Annotated in this window: 7 protein-coding genes; 4 read left to right on the forward strand and 3 right to left on the reverse strand. The window is 44.1% G+C overall.

Annotation, left to right across the window (positions count from 1 at the left end):
• Positions 1 to 20 precede the first annotated feature (20 nt).
• The gene (locus tag ABDV94_RS04525) at positions 21 to 1,562 is read right to left on the reverse strand and encodes a cation:dicarboxylase symporter family transporter (RefSeq protein ID WP_343605138.1); all 1,542 of its coding nucleotides are present in this window, start codon (positions 1,560 to 1,562) and stop codon (positions 21 to 23) included.
• 200 nt (positions 1,563 to 1,762) lie between these two features.
• Here ABDV94_RS04525 and rho point away from each other — a divergent pair, with 200 nt between their 5' ends.
• Positions 1,763 to 3,658: a transcription termination factor Rho gene (rho, locus tag ABDV94_RS04530; protein WP_343605140.1), complete on the forward strand. Its 1,896-nt coding sequence runs from the start codon at positions 1,763 to 1,765 to the stop codon at positions 3,656 to 3,658.
• A 41-nt stretch (positions 3,659 to 3,699) separates the two neighbouring features.
• Complete coding sequence (locus tag ABDV94_RS04535; RefSeq protein WP_343605142.1) at positions 3,700 to 4,269, forward strand: DUF4199 domain-containing protein; 570 nt, start codon at positions 3,700 to 3,702, stop codon at positions 4,267 to 4,269.
• A 56-nt stretch (positions 4,270 to 4,325) separates the two neighbouring features.
• Here ABDV94_RS04535 and ABDV94_RS04540 read toward each other — a convergent pair whose 3' ends face one another.
• Together ABDV94_RS04540 and ABDV94_RS04545 are read right to left on the reverse strand one after the other, a co-directional pair.
• Entirely contained in the window at positions 4,326 to 5,690 is a 1,365-nt protein-coding gene (locus ABDV94_RS04540) for a Mur ligase family protein (RefSeq protein WP_343605144.1), read from the reverse strand.
• Positions 5,691 to 5,886: 196 nt separating this feature from the next.
• Positions 5,887 to 11,976: a hypothetical protein gene (locus ABDV94_RS04545; protein ID WP_343605146.1), complete on the reverse strand. Its 6,090-nt coding sequence runs from the start codon at positions 11,974 to 11,976 to the stop codon at positions 5,887 to 5,889.
• Positions 11,977 to 12,079: 103 nt separating this feature from the next.
• On the opposite strand from ABDV94_RS04545, the gene ABDV94_RS04550 reads away from it, so the two are divergent.
• Together ABDV94_RS04550 and ABDV94_RS04555 are read left to right on the forward strand one after the other, a co-directional pair.
• Positions 12,080 to 13,219 carry an FAD-binding oxidoreductase gene (locus ABDV94_RS04550; protein WP_343605147.1) on the forward strand — a complete coding sequence of 380 codons (1,140 nt, stop codon included), beginning with the start codon at positions 12,080 to 12,082 and terminating at the stop codon, positions 13,217 to 13,219.
• 88 nt (positions 13,220 to 13,307) lie between these two features.
• Positions 13,308 to 13,847, forward strand: coding sequence for a hypothetical protein (locus ABDV94_RS04555; RefSeq protein ID WP_343605148.1), 540 nt, complete (start codon positions 13,308 to 13,310; stop codon positions 13,845 to 13,847).
• Positions 13,848 to 13,960: the final 113 nt, after the last annotated feature.

Here is a 13,960-nt window from a genome sequence, read left to right on the forward strand (position 1 = left end):
ACGGGTGATCAAACAAACGATTACCCGTTATTTTTTTCTGTCTGCAACTCTCCTTCGCTTCTGGCAATAACCGCTGAAGCCAAACAGTTTCCAAGGACATTAACGGACGTTCTGGCCATATCCATCAATGCATCGATTCCGAGAATGATCCCCGCTTTTTCCACACTGATTCCCAAATGTTTGTAATCCATCAACGTAGTCGTCAAAATCACAAAGGAAGCACCACGAACTCCTGCTACTCCTTTACTGGTGAGCATCAATGTGAGGCAAATGGAAACCTGCTGACCGATCGTCAGGTCTACCCCGCTCATTTGGGCCACAAAAACAGTTGCCATTGATAAATACAGGGTTGTACCGTCGAGGTTAAACGAATACCCGGTCGGGATCACGAAACCGACAATCTTTTTAGAAACGCCGAATTTCTCCATATTTTCCAATGCTTTTGGCAACGCAGCCTCACTACTGGCTGTAGCAAAGGCAACCGAAAACGGTTCTGTAACCGCTTTAAGAAATCCTCGTAACGGTACTTTCGCAATCAGCGCAATCGGAAGCAAGACAACCAATACAAAAACCACCAGTGTCACATAAAGCGTTGCTACGAGTTTCATCAGGTTTGCCAATACATCCGTTCCAGAATTCGCCACCGTGTAAGCTATCGATCCGAAAACAGCAATCGGCGCCACATACATGACGATATCCGTAAACTTGAACATGACTTCCGAAAGACTCTCCATCCAGTTGAGCATGGTTTCCTTATGCTTCAGGTTTTGAACCAAACTCAATGCAATGGCAAAAATCAGGGAAAATACCACGATTTGAAGCACCTGGTTTTCTACAATTGCTTTCGCGAAATTCTCCGGGAATATATCCACCAGGTGGTCTTTCGGTTTCTCCAACTGAGCCAGCAAATCAGTCGATTTCTCTTTCATTTTCTCGGACACTTCTACCTGTTGCACTCCTTTACCTGCTTGTGTCAGGTTAATCGCTGCCAGCCCAAGAAACAAGGCAAATGTGGTTACTACCTCAAAATAAATAATACTCTTCAAGCCAATTCGCCCCACCTGGCGCAAACTGCTGTGTCCGGCAATTCCCACCACCAGCGTTGAAAACAGCAATGGGGCTACCAACGTTTTAATCAGTCTCAGGAAAATATCCCCGAAGCGTTTCAATTCCAGTGACATCTCCGGAAAATCTAATCCGACCTCTACTCCAATGATCATCGAAGAAAAAATCCAAAGCGACAGTTTTTTACTCCGCATGGAAAATGCAATCAGTAAGCCGATCAGTAAAAACTTCACCACATGGCCTCCCATGAACAGTGCGCTCCCGCCCAGGCGCTCAACGTAGAAAAACAAAGCTGTCAACCCATAAATGGCAACATAATACAGCAGATTCATTCGTGAACGGAATAGATACCAACCTGCCATGATTCCTGCCACAATCGTTCCCGGAGCAATCAGGGCAAAAGGATCTGTTTCTTTTCTAAAAATCCCAATCGTAAACAACAAGGCATAGAACAACACAATCAGCAGCAGGAGTATTTGTTTTTTTGAAATCTTCATGGGGAATTTTTATCATTTTTTCCGGTGTGGCACAAATTTAATAGTATAAAAATGAAAACAAAACGGTTTTTTTTTTGAAAAAAAGGAATTTCATTGTGCTTGTATAAGGAATATTTGTAATATTGCATCATCGTAATTGAAATCACATTGCTTTTCGCAAGTATTCAGTCGAATACATTACAACTAGTCCAAAATTTTATATGAATAAAAAAGACTTAGACGGCAAGTTATTGCCAGAATTAAGGGAAATTGCTAAATCTCTCGGTGTCAAGAAAGTTGAATCATTTAAAAAAGGTGAATTGATTGAACAAATCCTGACCGGCTCAACACCTGCCGCTGAACCGACCGAAAAAGCACCTGCCAAACCAAAGACTACTAAAAAAACTGCTGAATCGAAAAGTGAGAAAAGTGCCCCGGCGGCAGACTTATTTACGACAGAAACTCCGGAATCTTCAACTCAGGAAATCAAATCAGAAGAAGCAAAACCGGAAACGGAACCGGCTCCGAACAACTCATCCAGAGAAAGACGCAAACGTATTCCGGCTGCAGCTGCTGCTCAAACAACAGAAGTAAAAGCAGAAACTCCTGATACTCCAAAGACAGAAGAAGCGCCTAAAAAAGCCGAGGAGCAGACACAGACTACGGAAGAAAAACCGGCTGCAGGAATCAAGCCTTTCGAACGCATTATCAATAAAAATCGCCAGGGAAATCAAGGGAATCAGAACCAAAATCAAAATTCCCAAAACCAGAATAACAATCAAAACAACCCTGGCAACAAACAACGATTCAACAATCAGGGCGAAAACCAGGGAAATCAACAAAACCAGGAACGCCAGCAGAATCAGAATAACAATCAGAAGAATCAGAATCAACAGAATAATAATCAGCAGCGAAATCAAAATCAGAATCGCCCGCAGCACCAGAATCAAAACCAAAATAATCAGCAGGAAGAAAAAATCGACGAAGAAGCATACAACCTCGTTGGTATCGTAACAGCTGAAGGTGTTTTGGAAGTGATCCAGGATGGTTACGGATTCCTTCGCTCATCGGATTACAATTACCTTCCGTCTCCGGATGACGTGTATGTCTCTCAAAGCCAGATCAAATTATTCGGTCTGAAAACGGGAGATACCGTTCGCGGAACAATCCGTCCACCGAGAGAAGGTGAGAAATTTTTCCCGCTGGTAAAAGTAGATTCTATTAACGGACGTGATCCGGGATATATCCGCGACCGTGTTCCGTTTGAATACTTGACACCGTTGTTCCCGGATGAGAAATTCAAACTTACCGGACACAGAGAAGAAACCATGTCGACACGCGTAATGGACTTGTTTGCCCCTATCGGGAAAGGACAGCGCGGAATGATCGTGGCACAGCCGAAAACCGGTAAAACCATGTTGTTGAAAGATGTGGCAAATGCTATCGCAGCAAACCACCCGGAAGTTTACCTGATCGTTTTGCTGATCGATGAACGTCCGGAAGAGGTTACAGATATGGCACGCAGCGTAAAAGCGGAAGTAGTTGCTTCTACCTTCGACGAACCTGCAGACCGTCACGTAAAAGTGGCAAACATCGTTTTGGAAAAAGCAAAACGCATGGTAGAATGTGGTCACGACGTATGTATCCTACTGGATTCCATTACCCGTCTGGCTCGTGCCTACAACACCGTTTCTCCTGCTTCCGGTAAAGTTCTTTCCGGTGGTGTGGATGCAAACGCACTACACAAACCAAAACGTTTCTTCGGTTCTGCCCGCAAAATTGAAAACGGAGGTTCACTTTCCATCCTGGCGACTGCATTAACAGAAACAGGTTCTAAAATGGACGAGGTAATCTTCGAAGAATTCAAAGGAACGGGGAACATGGAATTACAGCTCGACCGTAAAATCTCCAACAGAAGAATTTACCCGGCGATCGACATTCTTTCTTCCGGAACACGCCGCGAGGACTTACTGGTAGGGAAAGATGTTTTACAACGCATCTGGTTGCTCCGCAAGTTCATTGCAGATATGAACCCGGTAGAAGCCATGGAGTTTGTGAAAGGACACATGGAAAATACACGCTCCAACGAAGAGTTTTTAGTATCAATGAATTCATAATCATTCAAGTCCCGGGGAATCCGGGACTTTATTTTTATATCATGAGAATTTCTTTAAAAATTGCCGTGTTGTTTGTTGGTATTTGGTTTACCGGCAAAATGATCTTTTTTTATACCCAAATCCTCCAGGACGAAGCAAGTGTCAAATTCCAGGTGATGTGGAATATCCTCTGCCTGTTATTGGGAATGACGATTGGTACAATCGCTGAGAAAAGATCTGAAAACAGACAGGAAAGCAGCGCTCTGGGAGATATTAAGAACACCCTGGGCGGCGGATTACTTTATACCGTTTTGGTAGCCGGGTTACTTTACCTGTATTATGCTAAAATCGACCCTTCCTACAATGCCAATCAATTGGCCAAGGCAGAAGAAGTGGTCAAAAGTACCCTGGATGATCCTGCGAAAATGAAGGAGTTGAGAAAAGATCCGGAAATGGAGGTTTTGACCAAAGAAGAGATCTATAACAAAGCGATGACAAATTACCGCTCCATGTTTAATCCTGTTTCTACAATGACCATCTCTTTATTGGGAATGCTGATACTTTCAACGGTCAATGCCATTCTCCTGACGGTCATCTTCCGCAGGATTTTGTTCAAACAGCGAACTTTTTAAACTGCATTATAAAAAAGACGATGTCTGCTTATTCCCCGGAATAGCAGACATTTTTTTTATCCGATCGTTTGAACCAGTTCTTCTCCGAGCCGGTCGTAATCAATTCCGTCAAAATTCCCGGAAGACATCATCAGTAACACCGAATCATTCCAGTTCTTTTCACGAATGAATTGAAGGACTTCTTCCGTATCGTTCACCACTTTCACCCTTCCTCCGAAAGCAGCCTGTACTTCAGCAATACTCAACGGAGCGAGTTTTTTATGTGCGACCACTTCCGGACTGAAATATACCAGCGCTTCATCAGCTGCATTCATTGCACCGTCATATAACGGAAGAAACTCTTTTCTCAGGGAAGAAAAAGTATGCAATTCCATACAGGCTACCACATTTCTAGTCGGGTATTGTTCTTTCACCGCGGAAGTCGTAGCCTTCAGTTTAGATGGTGAATGCGCAAAATCCTTAAACAAGGTAAAAGTATCTTTCTCAACCACCTTCTGCAAACGTTTTCCCGCTCCTGTGAACGTTTTTATCGCCTGCAGGAAGTCGTGATTAGAAATCCGCATCGATTCTGCCAAATACATCGCTCCAAGCAGGTTTTGCAGGTTATGCGCACCAAAAATCTGGAGCTCGTATTCTCTTCCATCGTAAATCAGAACTGTTCCTGAATCGGTCACGCGGTATTGCGGTGTCCGGTAAGGCTTGGTATCCAAACGGTCTTTAAACTCCCCTGCCAACTCATTCAGCGTCAGATCTTCGGAATTGTAAATCAGTCTGCCTCCCGGTTCGATCACCTCGCAGAACAATCGGAATTGGTCTACGTAATTCTCCCAGGTCGGAAAAACGTTGATGTGATCCCAGGCAATTCCACTGATCAATGCCGTATTGGGTTTATACAGGTGAAATTTCGGTCTGCGGTCAATCGGAGAACTCAGGTACTCGTCCCCTTCCAGGATCATGAACGGTGCATCTTCAGATAATTTGACCATGCAGTCATAACCTTCCAGCTGTGCTCCTACCATGTAATCCACGTTTAATTCCAATGCGTTTACAACGTGTAGCAACATGGACGTAATGGTTGTTTTTCCATGGCTTCCACCGATAACAACCCGGTGTTTGTTTTTACTTTGCTCATACAGGTATTCCGGGTAGGAGAAAATCGGGATTTGAAGTTCTTTTGCGCGCAGCAATTCCGGGTTGTCCTCCCGGGCATGCATTCCCAAAATAACTGCGTCGAGATCAGTCGTGATTTTATCCGGAAACCACCCGATTGATTCGGGCAGAATTCCCTGTTTTTCCAGGCGCGTCCGTGAAGGTTCAAAAATTTCATCATCAGAGCCGGTTACCACCGCTCCCTTACGTGACAAAGCAATTGCTAAATTGTGCATGGCGCTTCCGCCTATTGCTATAAAATGAACATTCATAAACTGGAAATTAAAGTTGATCCCGAAATTACCGGAATCCGGGCAAAAAAAAAGTGTGAGTAAAAATAGTTACTCACACTCTTCCTTTCATTTCTTAATCTTGTTTTCTTTATATCCCGGCAAAGACGTTGTCCATTCGGGCAATACTGCCTGTGTCCATTCTCGATACGCTTCGCACCTGAATGGACACACCATCTTAATAATTGCGTTTCAGCGTTGCGTCTTGTGTTTCTCTTTGCCAAACATACTCCGTACATCCCTGACCGTTTTTGGTATAGGTAATGGCATCCATCGTCTGCGTACGGATATACACATCTGCTTTTCCGTTTTTAACCACGACTCTTCGCGTTACAACAGCAGAAACCAATCCGTCTGATCCTAATTGATCAAATTGCTCCTGGTTCACACCTTCTTTGTATTTGGATAAATCCACATCGTAGGCCCCTACAGACACTTTCTGCGGCTGTTCTTTAGCGGCATTATCAATCGCCTTTTTGGAAGCCACAATTTTATCTTCCGTTTTGTCCTGCTGAATCTGTTCAGTTGTTCCCAACTCCTGTTTCGCATTTTTGATCAGGTTTGCATTATCAGTTGACTGGGTGCTTTGCGGCTTCTCCTGGATTTGCTGCTGTGTAGCACGAAGTTGCTGCTCATTGCTCAACAGTTTATCGCCGTTCTGTTCGTTTTTATCTTTTTCAATCTGGTTTGCATGTTGCTTGATCTCATCAAGGTTCTTTTTATTTTCAGTAACCGCAATAGATGGTAAACTTTCTTTATCTTCCATTTCACGGGTCTTCACAGATAAAACCTGTTTGTTCTCCAGGTTTTTCACGTATGCTTTGTTGTAGTCTGCGCGCTCCAGTTCCATTTTCTGATCTCTGACGTTTTCAATCACGTTCGTATTCTCACGATTCTCTTCGAGTCTGTCAGAAATTGCCTTCGCTACTACTTTTTCAGTTTCACTGTTCTTCGCAGCAAAGCGTTGGGAATTTTCTACCTGGGCAGTACTCTTTTGAGTTCCTTGCTTGTATGTCTCTTTATCAATCTCCTTAATCACTTCATTGTTATTGTTGGATAGTTTTTTTTCTTCAACAACCTTCTGCGAAACGTTATTTTCAACCTGTTTCAACACTTCTTTTGTCTCTACGGTTCTTTCACCGGCTTTCACACTGTTTTCCTCATTCAAACGAACCTGGGTAACTTCAGCTTCACGGACTTTCTTCTCCTCAGCCAAACGATCCTGTGTATCATCGATCCCGTTTTTCTCCTGTGTTAAACGAATCGTGGTGTATGTTGCATCATTCTTAGCGATTTCGGAATTCTTTTCTTCCGCCATCTTGTTATTTGATTCTCCCAGGTTGGTTTTTGCGGTCTTGATCACTTCGTTGTTTTCAACCGCCCCGCCATCAAGTGTGCTGTTTGTAACGATCACTGCCTGTCCTGCCGCATCCAGCTGTTGTTTCTGGTTCACAATGTTCAGTTCCTTGATTGTTGCATTTTCGTCATTGCTTTTCGCAACCGACTCACTTTTACCTTCAATTGCCGAAACATTGTTTTGAACTTTCGCTGTAGCAGCCACATCGCGCTCCGTATTGTCGATGCGGATTTTTGTAAATGTACTATCGGTAGAAAGTGCTGCATTCGCCTGCTGGTTACCCAATTCCGCAGACTTGTCACTGACCTTCTTCGACTTCTCAGCCATTTTCTGAGACAGGTTTCCTTTTCGTTTTTTCGATGCCTGCTCCAGTCTCTTCGCTCCCTCTGCCAGTGAATTGTCTGTTTCTTCTCCCAGACTCTTCAACTCAATGGGAGTAGGCTCAGATGCTGTAGAAGGATTTTGATTAGCAACCGGCGGATTCTGGATGTTTTCGATCTCTCTCAGTTTTTGTTTCGGATACGGATCGTTCGGGCGCTGAGTTACTGCCCGTTCATACAGTTCTTTTGCCTTTTTGTAATTCGCAGCATTGAATTTTTCATTCGCACTGTTCACCAGGTTCCGGTAAACACGCTCTTTATCAGCATCTGCTTCTTCTTTCAGCTTAATCTCACATTTTTTGGATTGCTCGTAAGCATAATTGTTGGAAGGATATTTCGCCAGGATATTGTCATAAGCTGCTTTTGCATTGGACCATTTTCCGCTATTGAATTCCTGGTCTGCAGCAGCCACCAATGAAGCCAGTTCCTTGTTTGCTGCATTCTCTTTCGCTACATTATCCAGGATCTGACGCATTTCATCAATCTTGCTCAACGCAGGCTGGTCTTTCGGCTGGTGCTTCAATGCTTCTTCGAAATACCCGATTGCTCCGTTGTAATCTTTGGAAGCTGCGGCATTCTTTCCTTTCAGCATCGCTTCGTCGTAACGTGTTTTTGCTTCTTTCGCCGGATCAACCTTGTTTGCAAGCAGTGACTGAAGGTCCTGGATCTTTTGATCCGGAGTCAGATCATCCGGTTTGATGGTCTTCGCAGCCTTGTATGCAGTAATTGCTTCTTCCAGTTTATTTGCCTTCGCCAAAGCATCTGCTTCGCTCATTTTCTTTGCAAACTGGTTTTGCTGTTCCTGCGCCAGTTTTTCCGTTTTTTCAATTTCGTCAATTTGAGATAGTTTCTGCTTCGGGTATTGGTCTGCCGGACGGAAATTAGCCGCACGGTTAAACATTTCCTTCGCTTTCGTGTAGTTCTTTTCATCAAAAGCTTTGTTCCCCACATCGATGATTTTCTGGTATGCCATATCACCGTCACTGGTTTCCTTTTCAGATAAACTCTTCGCTAATTCTGCTTTTTCTACCGGAAGTTTTTCGTAAGGCTTCAATACCAAGGCTACATTGTAAGCCTGAACCGCTTCCGTATATTTCTTTTCAGCCACCAGGTCATCTCCTTTTTTGAGCGCTGCCTGGTATTCCTGATCAATTTTTTGTTGCGCTGCTTCCGAATCTTTCAATGTTTTGATTGCACTGATGCGGTTCTTCGGTTCCTGTTCATTACTCTTGATTTGCAATGCTTCGTTGTATTTTGCAATCGCATCATCATACTTTTTCGCCGCTTCCAGGTTTTTCGCTTCTGCCAAAACAGCATCGTATCGTTTGTTCAGATCTGCATTTTTCAGTTCTTCTTCGAGCTTCTTATCCATCAAAGCAATCGCTTTTTCAATCTCATCATCAGATTTGATCGCTTTCGCCTCTACGTATTTTTGTTTTGCTTCTGCATATTTACCTTGCCCCTGAAGTGCAGCTCCCTCGCCTTTCAGTTTCTCAAAAGCAGCTGTTTCCTGTGCTTCACCTGCCTGGTCATTTTCCAGTTTGGTAATCTCAGCAATCTTTTCTGAAGCGGTTGCATTGGAAGCATCCAGACTCAACACCTGCTGGTATTTTCCTTTCGCTCCGGACAGATCTTTTTTGCCCAATGCCGCAGCTCCTTCAGCAAGTAGTTGTGTCACCTGTTTCTCTTTATCTGCTTTCGCAAGCAATCCGTCGATTTCCTTTACCTTTTCTTTCGGAAGCGTTTGAGTAGCATCAATCGCTCCGGCTTCTTCAAATTTCTTTTTGGCCTCTGCGAGTTTATTTTGTGCAAGCAGGTCATTTCCGGCTTTCACCGCTGCATCGTATTTATCTTTCTGCGCAGCCAATTGTGTATTGTCAGCCAGGATCTTTTCTACTTCCGCCAGTTTCTCTTTTGCTTCTGCCTTTGTATTGTCGATTGCCAATGCAGCCTGCAGTTTCTCTTTTGCGGTAGGATAATCTTTTGCCGTCAATGCACTGACTCCGGCATTGAATGCTTCCTGGTATTTCTGGTTCTTATCTTTTTCCGCATTGGCCTGGGCAATCTTCTTCTCTACTTCAATCAGTTTTTGTTTTGGCACTGTTGATGAAGCATCCAGAATCTGAGCTTCCTCGTATTTTTTCTTCGCAGCTTCGAAATTGGATGTTGCCATTGCCGCATCACCATCAGCGATCGCCTGGTCAAACTTGGCTTTCTGCTCTGCTTTCTTGCCATCAGCCAGAATTTTCGCATCTACGGCATCAATCTTAGCCTGTACCACTGCATCCGGAACCAATCCGATCGATTCCTGGTATTTTGCTTTGGCATCCGCATATTTACTGGCTTTATCCAAAGCATCTCCCTCGGAAACCAATTGTTTTGCTTTCGCAATTTTATCCGCGTTTGCTTTTTCCTGCTCCAGTAATTTGTCAATATCCTTTACTTTTTCTTTCGGAAGCGTCTGAGCAGGATCGATCGCACCGGCTTCTTCAAATTTCTTTTTGGCCTCTGCCAGTTTGTTTTGTGCCAGCAGGTCATTACCCGCTTTCACCGCCGCATCGTATTTGTCTTTCTGCACAGCCAATTGAGCATTGTCAGCCAGGATTTTTTCTACTTCTGCCAGTTTCTCTTTTGCTTCCGTTTTCGTATTGTCAATTGCCAATGCAGCCTGGAATTTCTCTTTCGCTACCGGATAATCTTTTGCATTCAATGCACTGACTCCCGCATTGAATGCTTCCTGGTATTTCTGATTCTTCTCTTTTTCGGCATTGGCCTGTGCAATCTTCTTCTCTACTTCAACCAGTTTTTGTTTTGGAACAGCTGAAGCGGCATCCAGCACCTGAGCTTCTTCGTATTTTTTCTTCGCTGCTTCGAAATTGGAAGCTGTCATTGCCGCATCACCATCGGCGATAGCCTGGTCAAATTTGGCTTTTTGCTCCGCTTTCTTCGCATCAGCCTGTATTTTCGCATCTATTGCATCAATCTTAGCTTGTACAGCCGGATCAGGAATCAACTGAATCGATTCCTGGTATTTTGCTTTGGCATCCGCATATTTACTCGCTTTGTCCAAAGCATCTCCTTCGGTAACCAATTGTTTTGCTTTCGTAATTTTATCCGCATTTGCTTTTTCCTGCTCCAGCAATTTGTCGATATCCTGGATTTTTGTTTTTGCTTCCGCATTCGCAGCATCCAGTGTCAACACCTGTTCGAATTTTGCTTTCGCTGCCGGGTATTGTTTCGCACCGATTGCCGTGTTTCCTTCTGCCAGCAATTTGGTGATCTGCTCCTTCAAGGCATTTGCTTTCGCAATTTCTGCCAGTTTAGCATCTGCTTCCTTGATTTTATCTTTCGGATACGTTGCCGCCGCTTCAAAGGTCAATGCCTCCGTATATTTTGCTTTGGCATCCGCCCATTTTTCTTCTCCCATCAGGGCATCACCTGCAGCTACCGCATCGTTGTATTTCTGCTTTTTCTCCTGCTCCGATTTCTGGGCATTCAATTTCCCTTCCAGGTCAGCCAGTTTACCAGTTGCAACCGGATCATTCGGCTTCAGTTTCAACGCTTCCTTGTATTTGTCGCGTGCTGCCATCCAGCTTTTTTGAGCATAGAATGCATCCGCTGCTTTGATCGCCGCATCGTATTTCGCTGCATTTTCAGCATCTTTCTTCGCTGTTTCAATCGCCAGCTCACACTTCGCGATTTCGTCTTTCGGGTATTGTTCCTGTTTTTTCGCCAGTGCTTCCTGGTAACGACTGATTGCTTCCGCATATTTTTTCTGATCACGCAAACCGTCAGCTGCCGTGATCAATGCTTTGTATTCACCGTCAGCCTGTGCATTTGCCAGGTTCGCAGATTTAGCTGCCCGAAGAATTCCATCGATTTCAATCAAACGGTCATTCGGGTGTTTTTCAGTCGGTTTGATTTTGACAGCAGCTTCATACTGAGTCAATGCCTCTTCGTATTTCTTCGCCGTAAAAAGCGCATCTGCCTGTTTGATAATGGCATTGTAGTTTGCTTCGCCCTGTTTTTGAGAGGCTTCAGCATCCTTCATGATCTTCTCGATCTTCTTGGCCATCTTTTCAGCCAGCACCCCGTCGTACTGCAATAAGGTATTTTGTCCGTCAAAATAAAATTCGGTAAACGGGTTATTCTGAACGTAGCTGTAATCCACATTCTGCTGCTGGTCAAAGAGCGCAACTTCGGCTTCCCCGTATGGTTTCGAACTTCCCTGCAACAATTCGTCGTCAATTCCACTTACGTTGATGGTGAAATTCCGCGAAACCTTTCCGGCTTTTGAAAGTTCCACTTTGTATTTTTTTCCTGATTTCAGTGTGAATTTCACTTCACCCGAAGCGTCCGTAACCGAAGATGTCACTTTGGTGCTTCCTTCCAGCAACGTCACCGTAACTCCCGCTTCTTTTTTGCGGGTGGTGTAATTGATCGTCTTGACAAAAAACTGCACGTCCGATTGGCCTATTGCCCAATTGGTCAGGAAGAAAAAGGAAATTAAAATAAGGAGTTTCACTCTCATGTTTTTAGTTTATTCTGGTCGTAGTACAACCGAAATCGATTTTGGTTTAAATTCGTTCAGTTATTACAGACAAATATCGGTAAAAAAGTTCATTTTATTCGCTATGATTCAATTTAAACAACTCAGTTTTTGGGAAAAGGTAACGCTTTTGGAGCAGATTGATTTTCTGGTAGTTGGAAGCGGGATTGTCGGATCGGCATGCGCACTCGAATTACGGCGCAGGCATCCGGACGCAAAAATCGTGATCCTGGAGCGGAGCTATCTGCCCCTGGGAGCAAGTACCAAAAATGCCGGTTTTGCTTGTTTCGGAAGCGTCACAGAGCTTCTTGACGACCTCGAAAAATCAGACGAAACAACCGTTTGGAACACCGTAAAACTCCGCTACAACGGATTACAGCGACTCCTTCAACGTTACCCGGAAGCGGAAATCAATTACGAAAACTGCGGCTCATACGACCTGATCTCCAGCCAGGCAGAACAGGATTTTTACCACCCGAAACTGGATTACCTGAACCGGCAAATCGAGTCACTGACCGGACACAAAAATTGCTACTCTTTTGAAAGCGATGTTCAGTCGAAATATGGCTTCAAGGGATTTACCGGCGGTTATTTCAACCGGCTTGAAGGCGCAATCGATACCGGGAAACTATTGCTTGCAACACAGAAAGACCTGGCCAGAAACGGCATCATGTGCCTGTTCGGAATTGAAGTGAGCAGTTTTCAAAGCGACCGGAATCACGTAACGATCGAAACCAATTACGGAGAAATCAAAGCGCGAAAACTATGCGTTACCGTCAACGGTTTTGCCAAAAAGCTGCTTCCCGGATTGGCGGTCGAACCGGCGCGGGCACAAGTGCTCGTTACCTCCGAAATTCCGGATCTGAAGGCAAAAGGAACGTTTCACCTCGATAAAGGGTTTTACTACTTCCGGAATGTCGGAAACCGCATATTATTTGGCGGAGGACGCAACCTGGATTTTGAAGCAGAAAACACCTTCGACCTGGGACAAACCAAGCTCATTCAAACCAAACTGGAAACACTTTTAGCCGGGTATATTCTTCCCGGAAAAACGTTTACCATTGATTACCGTTGGTCGGGAACGATGGGGGTCGGAGAAATCAAAGCACCGATTATAGAAAAAGTTGATCCTCATTGTGCTGTCGGAGTAAGACTAGGCGGAATGGGTGTTGCCATCGGGTCTTTGGTCGGTGAGCAATTAGCAGGACTGATTTCCGAAAGCTAATTTGAAGTCATTACAAATAAGCCGTCCTTTCCTTTAAAAATGCTGGAATTACCAGAAATCTCGTATTTTCGGAACAAATTGAAGGATTATGAACGCAGCACATTCACACTTAATCATGAACCATTTTCCGATTATCGGGCTCATTTTCGGAATCATCATCCTGTTAATAGGTATTCTAGCCAAATCAAGCGTCACCAGAAGAGTCGGACTACTGCTTTTTATCCTGGCAAGTATCACCGCACAAATTTCAGCCGCAACCGGTGAAGGAGCTGAAGACATTGTGGAACAGGCTGCGGAACAGAAAACAATTTCCATGGACTGTCCGGATGCCATTCAGACCACGTTAGAAAACGGGGAAGAACTCAAAACCCTGATTCATATCCACGAAGAACACGCTGAAGAATTAATGCCGATCATGTGGGGGATTTTCTCTTTGTCGTTAATCACCTTGTTTCTTGAATTCAGAAAGAAATCAATGGCTCTTCCCGCTTCGATCATTGTGTTGATTATCGGAGTCATTGCATCTTATTTCGCGAAAGAAGTTGGGAATTCAGGCGGAGAAATTTCTCATCCGGAAATACGAAAAGACTTTAAGTTTACGGAAAGTCCAGCGCACGACGAGGATTAATCTTATATTACGAATTACGAATTACGAATTACGAATTACGAATTACGAATTACGAATTACGAATTACGAATTACGAATTACTTCATTAAAAAATAAGAATTCGGCATTCGTAA

This window comes from Fluviicola sp., assembly GCF_039596355.1.
GTDB lineage: Bacteria > Bacteroidota > Bacteroidia > Flavobacteriales_D > Crocinitomicaceae > Fluviicola.

Excerpts from the sequence above, each read along its gene's own strand:
- ABDV94_RS04550 (WP_343605147.1), top strand. The coding sequence starts at position 12,080 with ATGATTCAATTTAAACAACTCAGTTTTTGGGAAAAGGTAACGCTTTTG.
- rho (WP_343605140.1), top strand. The coding sequence starts at position 1,763 with ATGAATAAAAAAGACTTAGACGGCAAGTTATTGCCAGAATTAAGGGAA.
- ABDV94_RS04555 (WP_343605148.1), top strand. The coding sequence starts at position 13,308 with ATGAACGCAGCACATTCACACTTAATCATGAACCATTTTCCGATTATC.
- ABDV94_RS04535 (WP_343605142.1), top strand. The coding sequence starts at position 3,700 with ATGAGAATTTCTTTAAAAATTGCCGTGTTGTTTGTTGGTATTTGGTTT.
- ABDV94_RS04545 (WP_343605146.1), bottom strand. The coding sequence starts at position 11,976 with ATGAGAGTGAAACTCCTTATTTTAATTTCCTTTTTCTTCCTGACCAAT.
- ABDV94_RS04540 (WP_343605144.1), bottom strand. The coding sequence starts at position 5,690 with ATGAATGTTCATTTTATAGCAATAGGCGGAAGCGCCATGCACAATTTA.
- ABDV94_RS04525 (WP_343605138.1), bottom strand. The coding sequence starts at position 1,562 with ATGAAGATTTCAAAAAAACAAATACTCCTGCTGCTGATTGTGTTGTTC.